This is a genomic window from Pseudomonas sp. lyk4-R2A-10 (assembly GCF_030209075.1).
Classification (GTDB): domain Bacteria; phylum Pseudomonadota; class Gammaproteobacteria; order Pseudomonadales; family Pseudomonadaceae; genus Aquipseudomonas; species Aquipseudomonas glycinae.
In genome coordinates this window covers 364,995-385,324 of record NZ_JARVSR010000011.1, presented here as the reverse complement: position 1 = coordinate 385,324, position 20,330 = coordinate 364,995, and the positions used below count along the sequence as shown (strand labels likewise).

Genomic DNA, 20,330 nt, shown 5'->3' with positions numbered 1-20,330 from the left:
GACAAGACGTCACAAGGCCAATCAAGCAGTGCTTAGAGCCTAGTCGACATCCGGGGATGAGGGAGGGTTCCGAAATGAAACAGCACAATTGAAGATGCCTGCGCCCTTCAGTAAAGGGCGCAATGATCTTTAGCGCGGCTCGATATGAGCAATCATCAACTGCACGGTCTCATTGCCGCGAAACTCGTTGAGGTCGAGCTTGTAAGCCAGTTCGACCCATTTGATCGTCGGGTTCGGCCAGATATCGCGATCAATCCCGAACGCGATGCCATCAAGCTTCACCGAACCGCATTCGGTTTTCAGCACCACTTTCAGGTGCCGCTCACCCACAACCCGCTGCTCGACCAACTGGAACACCCCGTGAAACAGCGGTTCTGGAAAATGCTGGCCCCATGGCCCGGCGTGGCGCAGGGCACGAGCCAGCTCCAGATGAAACTCCTCGACCGCCAGCGTGCCGTCCGACAGCAGGCGCCCGGTCAGGTCCTCTTCGCGAAGTTGCCTACGCACCTCGGCGTCGAAGGCCTCGGCAAACAACGAAAAATTCTCCTGCGGCAAGGTCAGACCGGCCGCCATCGCATGGCCACCGTACTTGCTGATCAGATCCGGATGTTGTGCCGCGACCACGCTCAGCGCATCACGAATATGGAAACCCTGCACCGAACGGCCCGAGCCCTTGAGCAGGCCGTCGCCGGCATCGGCGAAGGCGATGGTCGGGCGGAAATACCGCTCCTTCATCCGCGACGCCAGAATACCGATGACACCCTGGTGCCATTCCGGATCGAACAGGCACAACCCGAACGGCATCGACTCGACCGGCAAGTCCTTGAGCTGGGCCAGCGCCTCGCGCTGCATGCCCTGCTCGATGGATTTGCGATCCTGGTTCATGCCGTCCAGTTGCGCCGCCATTTCGCGGGCCAGCTCTGCATTCTGGGTCAACAGGCACTCGATCCCGAGGCTCATGTCATCCAGACGCCCCGCCGCGTTCAGGCGCGGGCCGACGATGAAGCCGAGGTCGGTAGACGTAATGCGCGAAGCCTCACGCTTGGCCACTTCCAGGATCGCCTTGATCCCCGGCCGCGCACGCCCGGCGCGAATCCGTTCCAGCCCCTGGTGCACCAGAATCCGGTTGTTGGCATCCAGCGGCACCACGTCGGCAACGCTGCCCAGCGCCACCAGATCCAGCAGTTCACCGATGTTCGGCTGTGGTTTGCTCTCGTACCAGCCGAGGCTGCGCAGGCGTGCGCGCAAAGCCATCAATACGTAGAAAATCACCCCGACCCCGGCCAGCGCCTTGCTCGGGAACTCGCAGCCTGGCTGATTCGGATTGACCAGTGCATCGGCTTGCGGCAGTTCATCGCCGGGCAAGTGGTGGTCGGTGATCAAGACCTTCAGACCGTGACGCTTCGCGGCTGCCACACCTTCTACGCTGGAAATACCGTTGTCGACGGTGATCAACAGTTGCGGCTTGCGAGTCATCGCGACTTCGACGATTTCCGGGGTCAGGCCGTAGCCGTATTCGAAGCGGTTCGGCACCAGATAATCGACGTGCGCCGCGCCCAGCAGGCGCAAACCGAGCACGCCCACGGTGCTGGCCGTCGCGCCGTCGGCGTCGAAGTCGCCGACGATCAGGATCCGCTGCCGCTGCTCCAGCGCTGTCACCAGCAGGTCAACCGCCGCATCGATCCCTTTGAGCTGCTGGAACGGAATCAGCCGCGCCAGGCTCTTGTCCAGCTCTGCCTCGGACTTCACGCCCCGCGCCGCGTACAGGCGGGTCAGCAAAGGTGGCAATTCACCGAGAAACGGCAGAGTGGCGGGCAACGGGCGAGGATCGATACGCATGGGGTGACAGGAGCTTCTCTTGGATACGTGGGATTTTTCCGGAGTAGCGCGGACTTAACCGCGCTCGCCTTGCAGCCAGGTGAGCTGGACTTCGTGCTGGCCACGGTCATCGGTGACGAAGATCGTGCCTTCGCTGATCATTACGTCCCACTTGATGACGCGGGGCATGTCCTTGGCCAGGGTTTCCAGCACTTCCTGCGGGACAGCCGCAATGTTGACGTTCTTCAGGTTCTTGATTGCCGGAATCACTTTGCCTTCCCAGACGCGCAGGCTGCCGTAGGCCAGCAGGCTGGTGCGCTCGGTGCGACGGGAGCACCAGGTCAAGCGGTCCGCGTCCGGTTGGCCGACTTCGATCCAGTGCAGGACACGGTCGTCCAGGCTCTTTTCCCACAGCGCAGGTTCATCCACGTCCGACAGACCACGACCGAACGAAAGTTGCTCGTTGTACCAGAGCGCGTAGGCCAACAGGCGCACGGTCATGCGTTCTTCGGTTTCCGAAGGGTGGCGGGCAATGGTCTGCTTCACGTTCTCGTAGACGCTGCGGTCAAGATCGGTGAGGTTCAGTTCGAATTTGTAGGTAGTGGACGGCTGGGCCATGAACGAGCTTCTTGATACGAGGAAAGTCGGCAAGTCTAACCGATGCTGTAGGCAATCCACGAATTGATGGCGATCAACCTTGCGCGACTGACAGCCGGCTATGTTAAAACGCTGTATCCGCTCAGCCTTGTCCTACAGGATCTCGCATGCCGTTCGCCAACAAACCGCTCAGCGGTCTGAAAGTCATTGAATTGGGTACTTTGATTGCCGGGCCGTTTGCCTCGCGCATCTGCGGCGAATTCGGCGCCGAAGTGATCAAGATCGAGTCGCCGGACGGCGGTGATCCGTTGCGCAAGTGGCGCAAGTTGTACGAAGGCACGTCGCTGTGGTGGTTCGTCCAGGCACGCAACAAAAAGTCCCTGACGCTGAACCTGAAACACCCCGACGGCCTGGCGATCCTGAAAAAACTGCTGGGTGAAGCCGATATCCTGATCGAAAACTTCCGCCCCGGCGTGCTGGAAAAACTCGGTCTGAGCTGGGAAACCCTTCACGCACTCAATCCCAAACTGGTGATGGTGCGCCTGTCCGGTTTCGGCCAGACCGGGCCGATGAAGGACCAGCCAGGTTTCGGCGCGGTCGGCGAATCCATGGGCGGCCTGCGCTACATCACCGGTTTCGAAGACCGGCCGCCGGTGCGCACCGGGATTTCCATTGGCGATTCGATTGCGGCTTTGTGGGGCGTGATCGGCGCGTTGATGGCTTTGCGTCATCGCGAGGTCAACGGTGGTCTCGGTCAGGTGGTCGATGTGGCGTTGTACGAAGCCATCTTCGCCATGATGGAAAGCATGGTCCCGGAGTTCGATGTGTTCGGATTCATTCGCGAGCGTACCGGCAACATCATGCCGGGCATCACACCCTCCTCGATCCACACCAGCGCCGACGGCAAACACGTGCAGATCGGCGCCAACGGCGATGCGATCTTCAAGCGCTTCATGCTGATCATCGGCCGTGAAGATCTGGCCAATGACCCGACGCTCGCCAGTAACGACGGACGCGACACCCGCCGTGACGAGTTGTATGGGGTGATCGACCGCTGGGTCAATTCGCTGCCGCTGCAAACCGTGCTGGACCTGCTGAACCAGGCCGAAGTGCCGGCCAGCCGGATCTTCAGCGCCGAGGACATGTTCAATGATCCGCAGTACCTGGCCCGGGAAATGTTCCTGCACGCCAAACTGCCGGACGGCAAACCCTTCAAGATGCCGGGCATCGTGCCGAAACTCTCTGAGACACCCGGCACGTCCGAATGGGTCGGACCGCAGCTCGGTGAACACAATGCGCAGGTACTCCACGATCTTGGCTACGACGAGAAGCAGATCGCCCGGCTGCGCGAAGACGGAGCCATCTGAGCTGAAGCGCCTGATGCCCTCGGCCTCGAACCGCGCCCACCATTGGTGGACCTGGCGGTTGTTCGGCCTGCTATTTCTGCTGGTGCTGCCGGGGTGGGCACAGGCCAAACCGACGTTGATCTGGCTGCTGCGCGACCTGCCGCCGCTGACGATCTTCGAAGGCCCGAAAAAGGGCCAGGGCGTTATCGATCAATTGATGCCGATGCTGATTGCCGGCATGCCGCAATACGAACACACCTTGATGCGGGTCAATCGCGCCCGTGGCACTCAAATGCTGCATGAACATCCCTTCGCTTGCGACCCGTCGCTGATCTGGAACAAGGAACGGGCACAGTGGATCGCGTTCTCCATTCCCGCGTTCCGTGCTGTCAGCAATGGCTTGGTGGTGCGTCAGAGAGATCGCGAAGTGCTGGAGCCATTTCTGGTCGAGGGCGAAGTCGACCTGTCGGCGTTTCTGGCCAACGGCGAGCGAAAAGTCGGAGTGGTCGCGGAGCGCAGTTATGGCGAGTACATCGATACATTGCTGCATCAGGCACCGAGCGGCGCGCTGACGCCTCACTACGGCAACGATGCGCTCAGCAGTCTGCTGTCGATGCAGCGTCTGGGGCGTTTGCAGGTGGTGCTGGGTTACTGGCCGGAAATCCGTTATCAGGCGCGCCAGGCCAAGATCGCCGAGGACGAATTGCTGTTCTTCCCGATTCGCGGCACGGGCAAGTATCTGTCGGGCCATGTGGGCTGCACCGACACTACCGCAGGCCGGCAGGCAATCACGGAAATCAATCAGCTGTTGCGCACCCTGCCCCACGAACATCTCAACCAGCTCTACGCCGATTGGCTCGACCCCGAGAGGCGCCAGGACTATCTGGAACAGGCGCGGATTTTCTTCCAGCAACAAGCCGCGCAGTGAAATCCGGGCAAAAAGAAACCCCGAGAAGTGGGGAGACGACTCGGGGTTAAACGTGGTCTGTATCAAAGACCCGTAGCAGCAAGCGACAAGCACCGGAGCACAATGCTTGATCCTGCCGTTACGGGGTCTGACTGACCTGGGTGCAGGAAGGTTCCCACAAAAGAAAAATCAGTTTCAGAGGGTCGGGTGCTTGTCGAGGGCCGCGTTTCGCAACGCCGCGATCACACAAGGCTCCAGCCGGCCTTCGGCAATCAGGATGTCACGGTGCAGACCGTCGACTACATCCGTCAGTTGGCGCCTGTCGCTCAATTGCGCCTGATTGAATTCGCGCTCCACCACGATCGCGCCGCTGCCGTTCTTCAAGGTCACCAGGCATTCGCCATGGCGACCGCGAGGGGTCAACGTCACCTGATACGGGCTCAGAGCCTCACCGAGCAATAGACTGATACTTTCCATCTCGATCTCCACTCAATAGTCCGAAAACACAGTGTCTGGGGCGTGTTCACAGTAAATGACCACCGGCCCGAGAGGAAAGTTCTGCCTGCCGCCGGCCTCTCCCGGAGCGTCACCGGCCTATCGGAGCATGCATGGCGAAGATGACAGAAAAATAACCGGCCGCCTCAGGCACTGACCGGATGTCGGGGTGACGACAGGTAGCGGTCCAGCAACTTGCGCATCAGCACGGCCGAAACCGGCGTAGGCAGGCTGCCCAGAAGCCTCACCCCGTCGTCCTCCATGAGCACCTCAAGATCGGCCAACAGGCTGGGGGCTACCATCCCCAGCAAAATCAGCGACCGTGCCTTTTGTCGAGCGACCAGATGCGTGATCAGTGCCAGTCCGTCACCGCCCTTCAGCTGGGGATTGCATATGGCGATATCGACCGCGCCGCGTCGTTCGAGTGAACGCTTTGCCGAACTCAGCGTGGGAGCGGTCAATACATCGTAGATACCGATGGCGTTGAGCATCTGGTGCAACGCCATCAGCTGGAACGGATTGGGTTCTAGAATCAGGATCTTGAGCGAGCGCATGGGACGACCTCTGGAGCGACAATCGCGGATTCACGCCGCAGTGGCCTGTCACTCTAGGGCAGTGGTCCTAAGCCTCCCATCAGAAAAGGAATCGCTGCTTATAGGACTTTTCCCATCTTTAATGCAGACATCGACACCCGCTCTCCTTCCGCCGCTCGGTGATGTCCGTCCAGCCCCCGAGCAGGCCACGCAGCTTTCCGTCGGCACTGTAAAACGGCACCGTCCACTGATAGATCTGACGGGGGCCGCTCTTGAACATCAACTGTCGTTTGCTGAAGCGCGTTTTATGTGTGCCCAACTGCGCCATGAACTCGTCGTGCAGCATCAATGCCGTAGCCTGCGGAAGTGCATCAAACTCGAACAGCATGCGGCCCAGCACCTGCTCCTGCCTGACCGAAAGAGCATCCTCATAACTGCGGTTGCACATGATCAAGCGTCCCTGCAGATCGCGCACGAACACGGGGTCGGGCATCGCATCGATCAGTGCATGTTGAAAGGCCAGTTGATCGCCCAGATCCTTTTCCGCCTCACGTCGCTGTTTTACTTGCGCCGCCAGTCGACGGTTCCACAATAGCGACAGCAGCCCAAACAAACCCACAGCGCCCATTGCCCAGCAGCCCCACTCGATCATGCGTGCCCCGATCGAGGGTGCGGGCACAGGGGAAACGCCTCCCAGCCATTTAAGACGCATGGCCCGCAGTTCAGCCCCCGAGAAAGCACCCAATGCCTTGTTGAGGATGCTCAGCAGTTCAGGCATTCCCTTGCGGACGGCCAGATGATCGGCCTCCCACTTGCCCTCCACGAGACCACCGACCTTGAGCAGCCCTGAGGGAAACAGCTGAGCCCCGATCTCGTTTTCGATAGTGGCGTAGGCCTCGCCACTCTCGACCAGTGCCCGAGCCTCGGCATAGGTCTTGACCGAGCGGATCTGGATCGACGGGTAGTCGCGTCGGATGCTGTCCTCAAGCGCATGCCTGGCCGGCAGCACCAGTACCCGCTTGGTCAGCGTTGCGAGCGACTGTATCGCCGGCTCGTCCGAATGACCGACGAACACCCATCCGGCACCACCGAACGCGTGACTGAAGTCCAGAAATACCTTGCGCTCGTCATTCATTGCCAACGTCGTGCTGATGTCGGCCACGCCACTCTGGAGCCGTTCCAGCATGTGATCGGTGGAAAACGACTCCTGATGGACGAACTGCAATCCGGTCATGGTGCTGATGTGCTTGAGCACATCGTTGTTCAAGCCGCTCCACTGGCCATGCTCGTCCTGAAACAGATACAACGGGTATTGCACCGAGGCAACGACCACTCGGGGATTCTCTCGAATCCACTGACGCTCATGTTCATCCAGCTCGATAAGCTGAACACTCTCCAGCGCCTCGGAATGCTTCGCCAGATGGGCAGCTTCGGCCCACTGCGCCAGCCCGAAGCTTCCCAACAAAAACCACCAGCACAGGGCTGGTTTCAATCCTGAAAAAAACCGCATTGCCACATCCTTCGTCATCGACTCGCCCGTCCTTGGTGGGCGAAACGCGCGCAGTGTGGCATGCAAAAACAAGAAAGCCCGTCAGGAGACGGGCTTCAAAATGTGACAGCTTTGCGCGCTTAAAGAGGCTTGCCGCGGTTGCCATGCTGACTGACAAAGGCCTGCACGGCTTTGAGCTCATTCGGCAGCACAGTGCAGCGCTCTTCTCTCTCAAACAAATCAGAAAGATGTGCAGGTAGTTCGAGAGCTTTTCCTACACCGGCTTTCTCCACCGCGTCCGGGAACTTGACCGGATGCGCCGTGCCCAGAATCACCATCGGGATATCCAGGCTGCGACGGCATTCGCGAGCGGCTTTCACGCCGATGGCGGTGTGCGGATCCAGCACTTCACCGGTCTGCTCGTAGACTTCGGCGATGGTTTCGCAGGTTTGCGCATCGTCCACGGCCAGAGAATCGAACAGCTTGCGTGCTTCGGTCCAGCGTTCCTGGTCGACGCTGAAACCGCCGCCCTGCTTGAACGAATCCATCAGGCCGGCAATCGCCGCGCCGTTGCGACCGTGCAGGTCGAACAGCAGGCGTTCGAAGTTCGACGAGACCATGATGTCCATCGACGGCGACAGCGTAGCGTGCAGGGTTTCCTTGACGTACTGGTTGCCGCTCATGAAGCGGTGCAGGATGTCGTTGCGGTTGGTGGCGACGATCAACTGGTTGATCGGCAGGCCCATATTGCGCGCCAGGTAACCGGCGAAGATGTCGCCGAAGTTGCCGGTCGGCACCGAGAACGACACCGAACGCGCCGGGCCGCCCAATTGCAGGGCGGCGTGGAAGTAGTAAACGATCTGGGCCATGATCCGCGCCCAGTTGATAGAGTTGACTGCAACCAGGCGAGTGCCCTTGAGGAAACTCTGGTCGGCGAAGCTGGCCTTGACCATTTCCTGGCAGTCATCGAAGTTGCCTTCGATGGCGATGTTGTGGATGTTCTCACCGAGGATGGTGGTCATCTGCCGACGCTGCACGTCGGACACACGGTTGTGCGGGTGCAGGATGAAGATGTCGACGTTTTCGCAGTGCTTGCAGCCTTCGATGGCGGCCGAACCGGTGTCACCCGAAGTGGCGCCGACGATCACCACGCGCTCGCCGCGCTTTTCCAGCACGTAGTCGAGCAAGCGACCGAGCAGTTGCAGGGCGAAGTCCTTGAACGCCAGGGTCGGGCCGTGGAACAGCTCCAGCACCCATTCGTTGCCGTTCAGCTGACGCAGCGGCGCAACGGCGTTGTGGGCGAACACACCGTAGGTTTCTTCAAGAATCTTTTTGAAATCGGCGTCCGGAATGCTGCCGGTGACGAACGGGCGCATGACGCGGAAAGCCAGCTCGTGATACGGCAGGCCGGCCCAGGAAGCGATTTCTTCCTGGGTGAAGCGTGGCAGGTTTTCCGGGACGTACAGACCGCCGTCGGTGGCAAGACCGGCCAGCAGGACGTCTTCGAAATTCAGGGCCGGTGCCTGGCCGCGGGTACTGATGTAACGCATGACTGACTCCAATGGACAGTGTTCACGACACCGGCCCCGCTGGCGGGACCGGTGAAGGAGATCGGCTTAGTTCAAGTGCTCGACGCGGATCCGCACAACCGGACCGACCACGCCCGCCAGCGCTTCGAGGGCGGCGATCGCGTCGTTGATGTGCTGCTCCAGCACGCGGTGGGTCAGCAGGATCATCGGCACCAGGCCGTCGTGTTCCTCGACTTCCTTCTGCATGATCGACTCGATGTTGATGCCGCGCTCCGAGAGGATGCTTGCCACCTGAGCCAATACGCCCGGATGGTCCTTGGCCTGAATGCGCAGGTAGTAGGCGCTTTCACAGGCTTCGATTGGCAGGATCGGATGGGCCGACAGCGAGTCCGGCTGGAAGGCCAGGTGCGGCACGCGGTTTTCCGGGTCGGAGGTCATGGCGCGAACCACGTCCACCAGATCCGCGATCACCGACGAAGCGGTCGGCTCCATGCCGGCGCCGGCGCCGTAGAACAGGGTCGAACCGGCAGCGTCACCGTTGACCATCACCGCGTTCATCACGCCGTTGACGTTGGCGATCAGACGATCGGCCGGGATCAGCGTCGGGTGTACGCGCAGCTCGATACCGGCGGCGGTGCTGCGTGCCACGCCCAGGTGCTTGATGCGGTAGCCCAGCGCTTCGGCGTAATTCACGTCGGCGGTGGTCAGCTTGGTGATGCCTTCGGTGTAAGCCTTGTCGAACTGCAGCGGAACACCGAATGCGATCGAGGCCAGGATCGTCAGCTTGTGCGCGGCGTCGATGCCTTCGACGTCGAAGGTCGGATCGGCTTCGGCGTAACCCAGTGCTTGGGCCTCGGCCAGCACGTCTTCGAAGGTGCGACCCTTCTCGCGCATTTCGGTGAGGATGAAGTTACCGGTGCCGTTGATGATCCCGGCGACCCAGTTGATACGGTTGGCGGACAGGCCTTCACGGATCGCCTTGATCACTGGAATGCCACCGGCTACCGCCGCTTCGAACGCCACGATCACGCCTTTCTCGCGTGCCTTGGCGAAAATTTCATTACCGTGAACGGCAATCAGAGCCTTGTTCGCGGTGACCACATGCTTGCCATTCTCGATGGCCTTGAGTACCAGCTCGCGGGCAACGGTATAGCCGCCCATCAGCTCTATGACGATGTCGATCTCAGGGTTCGTGGCCACTTCGAAGACATCGTTGGTAATCGCAATACCGGTCGTCTGGAACTGAGGCTTTGGCGTGCGCATGGCAATTTGTGCCACTTCGATTCCACGCCCGGCACGACGAGCAATTTCCTCGGCGTTGCGCTGAAGTACGTTGAAGGTTCCGCCACCGACGGTCCCTAACCCACAGATGCCTACTTTGACCGGTTTCACTGTGAACTCCCCATAAAACGGCCGACGCGAGGCCGGCCGTGAAAACAACCGCAGGTTCGCGGCTCTCTGTTGATGGCCCGGCAATCCTGCCGCCGGACCACGCTCGTCAACGCCTGAGCGTGACGATGCGAATTACTTCGCGCCCAGCGCCAGTTTGGCGACTTGTGGCGCAGGCTGGTAGCCCGGAATGACTTGTCCGTCGGCCAAAACGATGGCCGGTGTACCGTTCACGCCGATCGTCTGACCGAGGGCGAACTGTTTGGAAACCGGGTTCTCGCACTTGGCGGCCTTGATTTCCTTGCCGTCGACCATTTTGTCCATGGCGGCTTTCTTGTCTTTGGAGCACCACACGGCTTGCAGCTGTTCGTCACCCGGCGAGCCGAGGCCTTGGCGCGGGAACGCGACGTAGCGCACTTCGATGCCGCGCTTGTTCAGCTCCGGCACTTCGGCGTGCAGCTTGTGGCAATACGGGCAGGTGGTGTCGGTGAAAACGGTGATGTGCGACTTGGTTTCGCCCACGGCCGGGTAAACCACGGTCTCGGCCACCGGGATCGCGTTGATCAGTTTGGAAATGCCCAGGCGCTCGGTCTTCTCGGTCAGGTTGACCGGTTTGCCGTCCTTGAGCTGGAACATGTACCCCTGAACGATGTACTGGCCATCGGCGCTGGCGTACAGCACGCGGCTGCCCTTGAGCTTGACTTCGTAAAGGCCCGGCAGCGGGCTGGCGGTGATGGTGTCCACCGGCACGTCGAGCTGGAGGTTTTCCAGGCTTTGGCGAATCGCTTTGTCGGCCGCGTCATCGGCGACGGCAAAGGTGCTGACCAACGCAATGGCTGCGGCGGCGAAAATCTGGGTCAGACGCATGAGAACTCCTGAAGGCGGACAAATGGAACGATCAGAACGCCCGTGCCGGAACACCGGGTCATAACCGCCCATCGTGCAAACCGGCAAAGCCTACCACATAAGGCTGGCGTGGCCGAATGCGCCTGTCGCAAGACAAACGGCGCTCAGCCGCGCGGGTGATGCTTGGCATGCAGATCCTGCAAACGTGCCCGGGCGACGTGAGTGTAGATCTGCGTGGTTGACAGGTCGCTGTGGCCCAACAGCATCTGCACCACCCGCAAGTCGGCGCCATGGTTGAGCAAGTGGGTGGCAAACGCGTGACGCAAGGTGTGCGGCGACAGCGATTTACTGATGCCGGCGACCTTGGCCTGATGCTTGATACGGTGCCAGAAGGTCTGCCGAGTCATCTGCTCGCCGCGCTGGCTGGGAAACAACACATCGCTGGGGCGCCCGCCGAGCAGCTCGCCGCGACCGTCGCGCAGGTAGCGCTCGACCCAGACAATCGCTTCCTCGCCCATCGGTACAAGGCGCTCTTTACTGCCCTTGCCCATCACCCGCAGCACGCCCTGACGCAGGTTGACCTGCTCCAGGGTCAGGCTGATCAGCTCAGTGACACGCAGACCGCAGGCATACAAGACTTCGAGCATGGCGCGGTCCCGCTGGCCGATGGCTTCGCTCAGGTCTGGCGCCTTCAGCAGCGCTTCGACGTCGGCTTCCGACAGGGATTTGGGCAATGGCCGACCGAGTTGCGGCATATCCACGCGCAAGGTCGGATCGACCGAAATCAGTTTTTCCCGCAGCAGGTAGCGATAAAAGCCACGTACACCGGAGAGAAATCGCGCGGTGGAGCGGGGTTTGTAGTTCTGTTCCAGACGCCAGGCCAGGTGGTCAAGGATCAGTTCACGACCGGCATTGATCAGTTCGAGACCTTTATCCTGCAACCAGCCGTTGAACAGCGCGAGATCGCTGCGGTAGGCGTCGCGAGTGTTGTCGGAGAGACCTTTTTCCAGCCAGAGGGCGTCGAGAAACTGGTCGATCAGTGGGTGGTCGATGGCAGGCATGGGCGCTCAAGACACGCAGGCTTGGCACTGCGCGCAAATAAAGAGTGAACGGTTGAAATGGCCGCTAGTCTTTCATAGCCCGCTATTTCAAGGAACAGGGAGCTTCAATGAACGAGCAGCAAATTCTGTTGGCTTTCGGTGGTATCGGTGCCGCCGCGCTGGGCTGCCAATGGCTCGCCTGGCGCCTGAAGCTGCCGGCGATTCTGTTTCTGCTGCTGACCGGCATTCTGGCGGGCCCCGTGCTGGGCTGGCTCGACCCTCAGGAAATGTTCGGCCCGCTGCTGATGCCGCTGGTGTCGCTGGCGGTGGCGCTGATTCTGTTTGAAGGCAGCCTGACCCTGCACCTGTCGGAGTGGCGCGAGATCGGCAGCGTCGTGCATCGGCTGGTGACCCTTGGCGCGCTCTCGACCTGGATCGTGATTGCGGTCGCGACCCACTGGCTGCTGGGCTTCGACTGGTTGCTCGCCATCCTCTTCGGCAGTCTGACCCTGGTCACCGGGCCGACCGTGATCGTGCCGATGCTGCGCGTGGTGCGGCCGAAGGCTTCGATCGCCAATATCCTGCGCTGGGAAGGGATTGTGATCGACCCGATCGGCGCGCTGCTCGCGGTGGTGGTCTACAGCTTCATCATTGCTCGGGCCGAAGGCCATGGCCTGGAACAGAGCCTGCTGACATTTGGCGGGGTGATTGTCTGCGGCAGCGCGTTCGGCGTCGCCGGTGGCTGGCTGCTCGGCACGATCATCCGGCGCCAATGGTTGCCGGAGTATTTGCACAATCTGGCATCGCTCGCCGCGGTGCTGGGGATATTCATCGCCGCCAACCAGGTCATGCACGAATCCGGTCTGCTGGCGGTGACGCTGATGGGCATGTGGCTGGCGAACATGAAGGGCGTGGATGTGCGGCACATCCTGCACTTCAAGGAAAACCTCAGCGTGTTGCTGATTTCCGGGTTATTCATCCTGCTGGCGGCACGACTGGACCTCAACGCGCTGATCGGTCTCGGGCCGCTGGTGTTGATTCTGTTGCTGGTGATCCAGTTGATCGCCCGGCCGCTGAACGTGGTGCTGAGTACCGCCGGTTCGAGTCTGAGCTGGCGTGAGCGTGCACTGTTGTGCTGGATTGCCCCGCGCGGGATCGTCGCGGCGGCGGTCTCGGCGATCTTTGCGATTCGCCTGGATGAAGCGGGCCATGAAGGCGCGCTGTTGCTGGTGCCGCTGACCTTCGCCGTGATCATCGGCACCGTCGTGCTGCAAAGTGCGACTGCCCGGCCCCTGGCCCGACTGTTGAAAGTTGCGGAACCAGCGCCCAGCGGCTTCCTGATCGTCGGGGCGAACGGGCCTGCGCGCCTGCTCGGCAAGTCGCTGCAGCAGTTGGGCAGCCGGGTGCTGCTGACGGATTCAAGCTGGGAAAATATCCGGGCGGCGCGCATGGAAGGCTTGCCGACCTACTTTGGCAATCCGGCCTCGCAGCACGCCGATGCACATCTGGACCTAGTCGGGCTGGGGCATTTGCTGGCGCTGTCACCGTCGGGCGAACTCAATACGCTGGCAGCCATGCGCTTTCGTCATGACTTCGGCCATCAACGATTGTTCGGGCTCGCCAGTGGTCAGGAAAGCCGTCGCAGCGACAAGCACCGCGCCAGCCTCGAACATCGCGGCAATCAACTGGGTAACGAAGCGCTGACTTACGCCAGACTGGCCAGCCAACTGGGTCAGGGCGCCGATCTGTACAGCACGACGCTGACGGACGGATTTGGCTGGGACGATTACCGGGCGCTGCATGGCAACCGCGCGACACTGCTGTTCATGCGCGATGACAGCGGCTGGGTGCATGTCGTGTCGCCGGAAACCGTGCTGAAACCTGGGCCGGGGTGGACGCTGGTGGCGCTGATTCAGCCGGAGAGCGTCAACGCCTGACCGGCCGGATCGCGACTCGGTGCTGGATCAGGCCGCGAAACCCGGCAGCACCGGCACCGGACGCTTGTCATCATCAATGGCAACGAAGCTGAACTGCCCGTGAATGGCTTTCTCACGGCCATCGCAACTCATGCTTTCGACGAACACTTCCACTTCGACCTTGAGGCTGGTGTTGCCAACCTTGATCACCCGTCCGACCAGTTCGACTATAGAACCCGCCGGGATCGCGTGGTTGAAGTCGATACGATCGGTGGACACGGTCACCAGCGGCAAACGGCAAAACCGTGTGGCGGTGATGAACGACACTTCGTCCATCCAGGCCAGCGCAGTGCCGCCGAACAGCGTGTTGTGGTGGTTGGTGGTCGGCGGGAAAACCGCCTTGGTCACGCGGGTCACCGACAGTTCGGTGCGGCGTTCGATTTCTTGCTCGCGAGGGGTCATGGGTCAGGCCTGAAACGGAATGCTGTGGATAAATTGCGGGCAACAAAAAAGCAGCCCGTAGGCTGCTTTTTTCTGCATCGGAAGCTGGACTTAAGCCAGTTTTTCCTTGATGCGAGCTGCTTTACCCGACAGGTCGCGCAGGTAGTACAGCTTGGCTTTACGTACGTCACCGCGACGTTTGACAGCCATGCTGTCGATCTGCGGGGAGTAGGTCTGGAAAGTACGTTCTACGCCAACACCGTTGGAGATTTTACGAACGGTGAACGCACTGTTCACGCCGCGGTTACGCTTGGCGATTACAACGCCTTCGAACGCTTGCAGACGGGAACGATCGCCTTCCTTCACTTTCACCTGAACGACGATGGTGTCGCCCGGCGCAAAGGTAGGGATTTCTTTGGTCATCTGCTCTGCTTCGAGTGCAAGGATGATTTTGTTGGTCATGCTGTGCTCCTAAGGTAAATCGTCTGATCTACCATCGATACGTTGTTAACTATCGTCCCGCTCGCGGATGTATTCCTCGAGCAGCTTCTTCTCTTCTCCAGAAAGCGAGCGGCTTTCCAGAAGATCGGCGCGTCGTTCATAGGTCCGACCAAGGGACTGCTGTAAACGCCAACGCCGGATATGCGCGTGATTGCCACTCAGCAACACGTCGGGAACACGCTGATCCGCATACACCTCAGGTCGGGTGTAGTGCGGGCAATCCAGCAGACCATCCGTAAAGGAATCTTCCTCAGCGGAATCCGCATGCCCTAAAGCTCCGGGCAGCAGTCGTGTAACCGCATCGATCATGACCATGGCCGGCAGCTCGCCGCCAGACAACACATAGTCACCAATCGACCACTCTTCATCGACATGAGCCTCAATAAAGCGCTCGTCAATGCCTTCATAGCGACCGGCAATCAGGATCAATGCATCCGATTTCGCCAGTTCGCGTACCGCCGACTGAGTCAGTTGACGGCCTTGGGGGGACAGGTAAATCACCTTCGCCGCCTCCCCGGCTGCTGCCTTGGCCTGAACCAGAGCATCTTCCAGGGGCTTGATCTTCATCACCATGCCCGGACCACCGCCAAACGGGCGATCGTCCACAGTGTGATGTCGATCCGTCGTGTAATCCCGCGGATTCCAACAGGTCAGCTGCAAGAGCCCCTGTTTGACCGCACGACTGGTAATGCCGTACTCACTGATGGCCGAGAACATCTCGGGGAACAGCGTAATGACGTCTACGCGCAGGCTGGCCATTGCTTAGAAGTCCGCGTCCCATTCCACCCTCATCACGCCTGCTTCCAGGTCGATTGCCAGCACGCATTGCTCCGTATAGGGCAACAACCGCTCGCGATCATCCAGGCTGCCAACGCAGGGCTTGACCACCAATACATCGTTCGCGCCGGTCTCCAACAGGTGATCAACCTTGCCGAACAATTGTTCGTCCTGGTTGATGACGCTCAGACCCTCCAACTGGTACCAGTAGTACTCGTCGGCAGTCAGGTCGGGCAAAAGGCTTCGCGGGATGCAAATCTCGTAACCGCTCAGAAGACGGGCTTCATCGCGATCGTCGAGGCCTTTGAGCTTTACAACCAGATCCTTTTGAGTGGATCGGCCGCTGACCAGCTCGACCTGTTTCACCACGCCTTCGCGCCGAAGCGTCCAGTTGCGATAGCCCAACAGGTTTTCAATCGGATCGGTAAAGGAAAAGACCTTCACCTCGCCGCGAACGCCGTGAACCGAAAAAATCTTGCCGACAACGATCAGGTCATCAGCTTTTTCTGGCGTCGCGCTCATACTGCTCAGGCTGCAGCCTTGGCAGATTCCTTCAGCAACTGAGCAACACGCTCAGAAGGCTGTGCACCAACGCTCAGCCAGTAGGCAACGCGCTCTTGGTTCACGGACAGACGGATTTCCTGACCACGGGCAACAGGGTTGAAGAAACCAACCTGTTCTTTGTGGGAACCGTCACGCGGGTTGCGGGAGTCGGTTACGGTCAGGTGGTAAAACGGGCGCTTTTTGGAGCCGCCAAGGGCAAGACGGATTGTTAGCATGTGAACATCGTTCCTGTAGTCGGTGCTGCAAATCTAAATGCACAGCGGGCATGGGTGCCCGAAAGGCCGCATATTCTAAGGAATATCCGGACTTTTGCAAATGACTTTTTCCGGCGCCTGTGGCATGCCGTGCAGATTTGCATATGGGGCCGTCGTTTAACACGGCCGGTCAGCTCCCGCCGAGTGCGGGTTTGCTGTGGATCCCGCTTCCTTGCGGGACTGCGCCGGTGCGACGACCGGCGAGTTCTTTTACATCTTTGGCATGCCGCCGCCGGGCAACATTCCGCCCATGCCGCGCATCATTTTCGCCATTCCGCCCTTGGCGGAGAATTTCTTCATCATCTTCTGCATCTGCTTGTGCTGCTTGATCAAGCGACCGATGTCCTGCACCTGGGTGCCGGAACCGAGGGCGATCCGGCGTTTGCGCGAACCGCTGATCAGCTCAGGGTCGCGGCGCTCGGCCGGGGTCATGGAGTTGATGATGGCTTCCATCTGCTTGAACTGCTTCTCTGCGGCATTCTGGGCATTGCCCATTTGCGAGAGATTGACGCCGCCGATGTTCGGCAGCTTGTCCATGAGCCCGCCGAGGCCGCCCATGTTCTTCATCTGTTGCAGCTGATCGCGGAAGTCTTCGAGGTCGAAGCCCTTGCCCTTCTTCAGCTTTTTAGCAAGCTTGTCGGCCTTTTCCTTATCGAGAGTCGCTTCAGCCTGTTCGATCAGGCTGAGCACGTCGCCCATGCCGAGGATACGCGAAGCGATCCGCTCAGGATGGAACGGATCGAGCGCTTCGCTCTTCTCGCCCATACCGATGAACTTGATCGGCTTGCCGGTAATCGCACGAACGGACAGCGCGGCACCACCACGGGCATCACCGTCGACCTTGGTCAGGATCACACCGGTCAGCGGCAGCGCATCACCGAAGGCCTTGGCCGTGTTGGCCGCGTCCTGACCGGTCATGGCATCGACCACGAACAGGGTTTCGACCGGGTTGATCGCGGCGTGCAGCGCCTTGATCTCGCCCATCATCTCTTCGTCGATGTGCAGACGACCGGCGGTGTCGACGATGACCACGTCGATGAATTTCAGTTTTGCTTCTTTAATAGCCGCGTTGGCGATGTCGACCGGCTTCTGGCTCAGGTCGGACGGGAAGAACGTCACACCGATGTCGTTGGCCAGGGTTTCCAGCTGTTTAATAGCAGCAGGGCGGTAGATGTCCGCCGACACGACCATGACCGACTTCTTCTTGCGCTCTTTAAGGAAGCGCGCCAGTTTGCCGGCGGTGGTGGTTTTACCCGCACCCTGCAGACCGGCCATCAGAATGACGGCAGGCGGCACGGCGCTCAGGTTCAAGTCTTCGTTGGCCGCGCCCATCAGGCTTTCGAGTTCGGCCTGGACGATCTTCACGAACGCCTGGCCCGGCGTCAGGCTGCGCGACACCTCGGTGCCGACAGCACGCTCCTTGACCGAATTGACGAAGTCCTTGACCACAGGCAGGGCCACGTCGGCTTCGAGCAACGCCATGCGCACTTCGCGCAGGGTGTCTTTGATGTTGTCCTCGGTCAGTTTCGCCTTGCCGGTGACATGGCGCAGCGTCTGCGAGAGACGGTCGGTTAAGTTTTCAAACATTGCGCGATCCTTTCAGGCCCTGTGTAGACCGGGATAATGGCGGCCCAGACCGGAATCAACATGTGCTCGGCGAGCCTGCGGCGTGGGCAGGTCGCGGATTATAGCGAAGACTGCGTCCGGCGGACACCTCGCTGTCAGCTTGCCGGTCTTTCGTGCAACGGCGGTTCTATGCCAAACTCAGCCCCTTTCGGGCTTGCCTAACAGGATTTATGCTCCCCTTGTCACCGAGTTTGCTGACCACCCTCGCCGCCGCCCTTCTCTACGCCGCTGCGACTCTCTATCAGGGCACCCGCCTGGCCACCGGCGCCAAGGCCAACAAGCGCCTGCTGGTCTCGCTCGGCGTCCTCGCCGTGCTGGCCCACAGCGCCAGCCTGCTTACGCATTTATTGACGCCGATCGGTCTGGGCCTGGATTTCTTCAGCGCTTCGAGCCTGATTGCTGCGGCCGTCATCGCCCTGACCCTGCTGGCCTGCTCGCGGATCCCGGTGGAAAACCTGCTGGTGCTGCTGTTCCCGCTGGGTGCGATCACCGTACTGCTGGCGCAGTTCGCGCCGGCCGGCACGGTGCAGATCATCGACGAGGAACCGGGCATCCTCGCGCACATCCTGTTGTCGATCCTCGCCTACGGCATGTTCACCATCGCGGTGTTCCAGGCCCTGTTGCTGCTGGTGCAGGATCATCAGCTCAAGCACAAGCATCCGTCCGGACTGATCAAGAACTTCCCCCCGCTGCAAACCATGGAAAGCCTGCTGTTCGGCTTCCTCTGGGCCGGCTGGACGCTGCTGTCGCTGTCGCTGATTTCCGGCTGGCTGTTCGTCGAGAACCTGTTTGCCCAGCACCTGGTGCATAAAACCCTGCTGGCCTGCCTGGCCTGGGTCGTGTTCAGCGTCCTGCTGTGGGGCCGTAACCGCCTCGGCTGGCGCGGCCACAAGGCAATCCGCTGGACCCTCGCCGGTTTCTGCCTGCTGATGCTCGCGTACTTCGGCAGCAAACTGGTTCGTGAATACATCCTGCACATCTGACGGGCGGCATAAATGGACGGTTTGCCCATAGGGCCGATGCTCGCGGTATTTGCCCTGCTGATTCTCTGGTCGGGGCTGTTTACCGCCGTCGAAGCGGCGCAGCAGTATCTGCTCGCGCAACGCACCGCATCCCGCGCCAGCGACAAGCCGCTGGCGAAGCTCAACTTCCCGCTCGACAGCCTGATCCTCTGCAATACCCTGTGCCGCGCCCTCGCCGTCATTCTGGCCACCCTGCTGGCAATCTTTCTCTGTGAAGAAAATGGCCCCTGGGCCGCCTGCCTCGGCGCCGGTGCCTTGCTGCTGGTTTTTGCCGACTATTTCCCCCGCGCCCTCGCCCAGCGTTATCCGGATGCGGTGCTGTCGTTCGGCAATACGCTGCTGGCAGTACCGCTGAAAGTGGTTTACCCGCTTGCCTGGCTACTCAGCCGCACCAGTGGTTTGCTGATGCAACCGTTCATCCGCAAGGCCCAGGTGGTGCAACAGAGCGAAGACGATGTGCCGGCGGAGCGTCATGACGACCCGGATCATCCGGTGCGCCCGCACCCGGTTTCAGGCATCCATGCGCTGGACAACATCACGGTCAACGACATTCTGGTGCCGCGCAGCGATGTCGACGGCATCAACCTCGACGACCCGATCGAGGAAATCATCGAGCAATTACGCAAGAACCAACGCACTCGCCTGCCGGTTTTCCACAGCGATATCAATCAGGTCGAAGCGGTGCTCAATACCCGGCAGATTCGTCACCTGCTCGACAACGGCAGCCTGACCCGCGAAGCCTTGCTGGCGGCCAGTTACGAGCCGTATTTCGTCCCTGAAAGCACCCCGCTGCAACTGCAACTGCTGAACTTCCACAAGCAGCAACGGCGTCTGGGCATGGTGGTGGACGAATACGGCGAAGTGCTCGGCATCGTCACCCTGGAAGACATTCTCGAAGAAATCGTCGGCGAATTCGAAAGCGAGCACAGCCTCGACAATCCGCACATCCACCCGCAGGCCGATGGCCGCATGGTGATCGATGGCGCGGCGTCGATCCGCGAACTGAACAAATGCCTGGGCTGGCACCTGCCCAGCGACGGCCCCCGGACCCTCAATGGCCTGGTGACCGAAGCGCTGGAAACCATCCCGGAAAGCGCGGTCTGCCTGAAGATCGGCCGCTACCGGCTGGAGATTCTCGAAACCGAAGAGAACCGGGTCAGCAAGGTCCTGATCTGGCACACCACTTCGGCCCCGACGCTGGCCACGGCCCGCTAGCCAGCCCCTTGTTCAATCGTTAGCC

Annotated in this window: 20 protein-coding genes; 5 read left to right on the top strand and 15 right to left on the bottom strand. The window is 60.5% G+C overall.

Annotated elements, in window-relative coordinates; translation table 11 throughout:
- Positions 1-129: 129 nt before the first annotated feature.
- Together recJ and QRN46_RS18850 are read right to left on the bottom strand one after the other, a co-directional pair.
- The gene (gene recJ / locus QRN46_RS18855) at positions 130-1,839 is read right to left on the bottom strand and encodes a single-stranded-DNA-specific exonuclease RecJ (RefSeq protein WP_285356489.1); all 1,710 of its coding nucleotides are present in this window, start codon (positions 1,837-1,839) and stop codon (positions 130-132) included.
- Between the two features lie 54 nt (positions 1,840-1,893).
- Positions 1,894-2,436 carry a YaeQ family protein gene (locus QRN46_RS18850; protein WP_011332624.1) on the bottom strand — a complete coding sequence of 181 codons (543 nt, stop codon included), beginning with the start codon at positions 2,434-2,436 and terminating at the stop codon, positions 1,894-1,896.
- 146 nt (positions 2,437-2,582) lie between these two features.
- On the opposite strand from QRN46_RS18850, the gene QRN46_RS18845 reads away from it, so the two are divergent.
- Both QRN46_RS18845 and QRN46_RS18840 read left to right on the top strand, forming a co-directional pair.
- A complete protein-coding gene (locus QRN46_RS18845; RefSeq protein ID WP_248738214.1) occupies positions 2,583-3,782 on the top strand; it encodes a CaiB/BaiF CoA transferase family protein in 1,200 nt (399 codons plus the stop codon).
- Positions 3,783-3,795: 13 nt separating this feature from the next.
- Positions 3,796-4,689, top strand: a complete 894-nt coding sequence (locus QRN46_RS18840; protein ID WP_285356481.1) for a TIGR02285 family protein — start codon at positions 3,796-3,798, stop codon at positions 4,687-4,689.
- Positions 4,690-4,863: 174 nt separating this feature from the next.
- On the opposite strand, the gene QRN46_RS18835 is transcribed toward QRN46_RS18840, so the two are convergent.
- The 7 genes from QRN46_RS18835 to xerD form a co-directional block, all read right to left on the bottom strand.
- Complete coding sequence (locus QRN46_RS18835; RefSeq protein ID WP_011332621.1) at positions 4,864-5,145, bottom strand: DUF3509 domain-containing protein; 282 nt, start codon at positions 5,143-5,145, stop codon at positions 4,864-4,866.
- 164 nt (positions 5,146-5,309) lie between these two features.
- Positions 5,310-5,717 carry a response regulator gene (locus QRN46_RS18830; RefSeq protein WP_041475150.1) on the bottom strand — a complete coding sequence of 136 codons (408 nt, stop codon included), beginning with the start codon at positions 5,715-5,717 and terminating at the stop codon, positions 5,310-5,312.
- Between the two features lie 118 nt (positions 5,718-5,835).
- Complete coding sequence (locus QRN46_RS18825; protein WP_285356982.1) at positions 5,836-7,206, bottom strand: transporter substrate-binding domain-containing protein; 1,371 nt, start codon at positions 7,204-7,206, stop codon at positions 5,836-5,838.
- A 119-nt stretch (positions 7,207-7,325) separates the two neighbouring features.
- The gene (gene thrC / locus QRN46_RS18820) at positions 7,326-8,735 is read right to left on the bottom strand and encodes a threonine synthase (protein WP_011332619.1); all 1,410 of its coding nucleotides are present in this window, start codon (positions 8,733-8,735) and stop codon (positions 7,326-7,328) included.
- Between the two features lie 66 nt (positions 8,736-8,801).
- Positions 8,802-10,106 carry a homoserine dehydrogenase gene (locus QRN46_RS18815; protein ID WP_011332618.1) on the bottom strand — a complete coding sequence of 435 codons (1,305 nt, stop codon included), beginning with the start codon at positions 10,104-10,106 and terminating at the stop codon, positions 8,802-8,804.
- A 132-nt stretch (positions 10,107-10,238) separates the two neighbouring features.
- Positions 10,239-10,970 (bottom strand): bifunctional protein-disulfide isomerase/oxidoreductase DsbC, encoded by a 732-nt coding sequence (gene dsbC / locus QRN46_RS18810; protein ID WP_011332617.1) that lies wholly within the window; start codon positions 10,968-10,970, stop codon positions 10,239-10,241.
- Between the two features lie 143 nt (positions 10,971-11,113).
- Positions 11,114-12,010, bottom strand: a complete 897-nt coding sequence (gene xerD, locus QRN46_RS18805; protein ID WP_011332616.1) for a site-specific tyrosine recombinase XerD — start codon at positions 12,008-12,010, stop codon at positions 11,114-11,116.
- 107 nt (positions 12,011-12,117) lie between these two features.
- On the opposite strand from xerD, the gene QRN46_RS18800 reads away from it, so the two are divergent.
- Positions 12,118-13,926, top strand: a complete 1,809-nt coding sequence (locus QRN46_RS18800; RefSeq protein WP_011332615.1) for a cation:proton antiporter — start codon at positions 12,118-12,120, stop codon at positions 13,924-13,926.
- A 27-nt stretch (positions 13,927-13,953) separates the two neighbouring features.
- Here the strand turns inward: QRN46_RS18800 and QRN46_RS18795 are convergent, their stop codons facing one another.
- The 6 genes from QRN46_RS18795 to ffh form a co-directional block, all read right to left on the bottom strand.
- Positions 13,954-14,367 (bottom strand): acyl-CoA thioesterase, encoded by a 414-nt coding sequence (locus tag QRN46_RS18795; protein WP_011332614.1) that lies wholly within the window; start codon positions 14,365-14,367, stop codon positions 13,954-13,956.
- A gap of 90 nt (positions 14,368-14,457) precedes the next feature.
- Positions 14,458-14,808 carry a 50S ribosomal protein L19 gene (gene rplS / locus QRN46_RS18790; protein ID WP_003175895.1) on the bottom strand — a complete coding sequence of 117 codons (351 nt, stop codon included), beginning with the start codon at positions 14,806-14,808 and terminating at the stop codon, positions 14,458-14,460.
- A gap of 45 nt (positions 14,809-14,853) precedes the next feature.
- Positions 14,854-15,606, bottom strand: a complete 753-nt coding sequence (gene trmD / locus QRN46_RS18785) for a tRNA (guanosine(37)-N1)-methyltransferase TrmD (RefSeq protein ID WP_003221981.1) — start codon at positions 15,604-15,606, stop codon at positions 14,854-14,856.
- A 3-nt stretch (positions 15,607-15,609) separates the two neighbouring features.
- Positions 15,610-16,146 (bottom strand): ribosome maturation factor RimM, encoded by a 537-nt coding sequence (rimM, locus tag QRN46_RS18780; RefSeq protein WP_011332613.1) that lies wholly within the window; start codon positions 16,144-16,146, stop codon positions 15,610-15,612.
- Between the two features lie 5 nt (positions 16,147-16,151).
- Positions 16,152-16,403 carry a 30S ribosomal protein S16 gene (gene rpsP, locus QRN46_RS18775; RefSeq protein WP_003185073.1) on the bottom strand — a complete coding sequence of 84 codons (252 nt, stop codon included), beginning with the start codon at positions 16,401-16,403 and terminating at the stop codon, positions 16,152-16,154.
- 249 nt (positions 16,404-16,652) lie between these two features.
- The gene (ffh, locus tag QRN46_RS18770) at positions 16,653-18,029 is read right to left on the bottom strand and encodes a signal recognition particle protein (RefSeq protein WP_011332612.1); all 1,377 of its coding nucleotides are present in this window, start codon (positions 18,027-18,029) and stop codon (positions 16,653-16,655) included.
- A gap of 209 nt (positions 18,030-18,238) precedes the next feature.
- Here ffh and QRN46_RS18765 point away from each other — a divergent pair, with 209 nt between their 5' ends.
- Positions 18,239-19,051, top strand: a complete 813-nt coding sequence (locus QRN46_RS18765; RefSeq protein ID WP_221615094.1) for a cytochrome C assembly family protein — start codon at positions 18,239-18,241, stop codon at positions 19,049-19,051.
- Positions 19,052-19,063: 12 nt separating this feature from the next.
- A complete protein-coding gene (locus QRN46_RS18760; protein WP_011332610.1) occupies positions 19,064-20,305 on the top strand; it encodes a transporter associated domain-containing protein in 1,242 nt (413 codons plus the stop codon).
- Positions 20,306-20,330: the final 25 nt, after the last annotated feature.

Coding starts and splice junctions, on each gene's coding strand:
- recJ (WP_285356489.1), bottom strand. CDS start 1,839: ATGCGTATCGATCCTCGCCCGTTGCCCGCCACTCTGCCGTTTCTCGGT.
- QRN46_RS18850 (WP_011332624.1), bottom strand. CDS start 2,436: ATGGCCCAGCCGTCCACTACCTACAAATTCGAACTGAACCTCACCGAT.
- QRN46_RS18845 (WP_248738214.1), top strand. CDS start 2,583: ATGCCGTTCGCCAACAAACCGCTCAGCGGTCTGAAAGTCATTGAATTG.
- QRN46_RS18840 (WP_285356481.1), top strand. CDS start 3,796: ATGCCCTCGGCCTCGAACCGCGCCCACCATTGGTGGACCTGGCGGTTG.
- QRN46_RS18835 (WP_011332621.1), bottom strand. CDS start 5,145: ATGGAAAGTATCAGTCTATTGCTCGGTGAGGCTCTGAGCCCGTATCAG.
- QRN46_RS18830 (WP_041475150.1), bottom strand. CDS start 5,717: ATGCGCTCGCTCAAGATCCTGATTCTAGAACCCAATCCGTTCCAGCTG.
- QRN46_RS18825 (WP_285356982.1), bottom strand. CDS start 7,206: ATGCGGTTTTTTTCAGGATTGAAACCAGCCCTGTGCTGGTGGTTTTTG.
- thrC (WP_011332619.1), bottom strand. CDS start 8,735: ATGCGTTACATCAGTACCCGCGGCCAGGCACCGGCCCTGAATTTCGAA.
- dsbC (WP_011332617.1), bottom strand. CDS start 10,970: ATGCGTCTGACCCAGATTTTCGCCGCCGCAGCCATTGCGTTGGTCAGC.
- xerD (WP_011332616.1), bottom strand. CDS start 12,010: ATGCCTGCCATCGACCACCCACTGATCGACCAGTTTCTCGACGCCCTC.
- QRN46_RS18800 (WP_011332615.1), top strand. CDS start 12,118: ATGAACGAGCAGCAAATTCTGTTGGCTTTCGGTGGTATCGGTGCCGCC.
- QRN46_RS18795 (WP_011332614.1), bottom strand. CDS start 14,367: ATGACCCCTCGCGAGCAAGAAATCGAACGCCGCACCGAACTGTCGGTG.
- rplS (WP_003175895.1), bottom strand. CDS start 14,808: ATGACCAACAAAATCATCCTTGCACTCGAAGCAGAGCAGATGACCAAA.
- trmD (WP_003221981.1), bottom strand. CDS start 15,606: ATGGCCAGCCTGCGCGTAGACGTCATTACGCTGTTCCCCGAGATGTTC.
- rimM (WP_011332613.1), bottom strand. CDS start 16,146: ATGAGCGCGACGCCAGAAAAAGCTGATGACCTGATCGTTGTCGGCAAG.
- rpsP (WP_003185073.1), bottom strand. CDS start 16,403: ATGCTAACAATCCGTCTTGCCCTTGGCGGCTCCAAAAAGCGCCCGTTT.
- ffh (WP_011332612.1), bottom strand. CDS start 18,029: ATGTTTGAAAACTTAACCGACCGTCTCTCGCAGACGCTGCGCCATGTC.
- QRN46_RS18765 (WP_221615094.1), top strand. CDS start 18,239: ATGCTCCCCTTGTCACCGAGTTTGCTGACCACCCTCGCCGCCGCCCTT.
- QRN46_RS18760 (WP_011332610.1), top strand. CDS start 19,064: ATGGACGGTTTGCCCATAGGGCCGATGCTCGCGGTATTTGCCCTGCTG.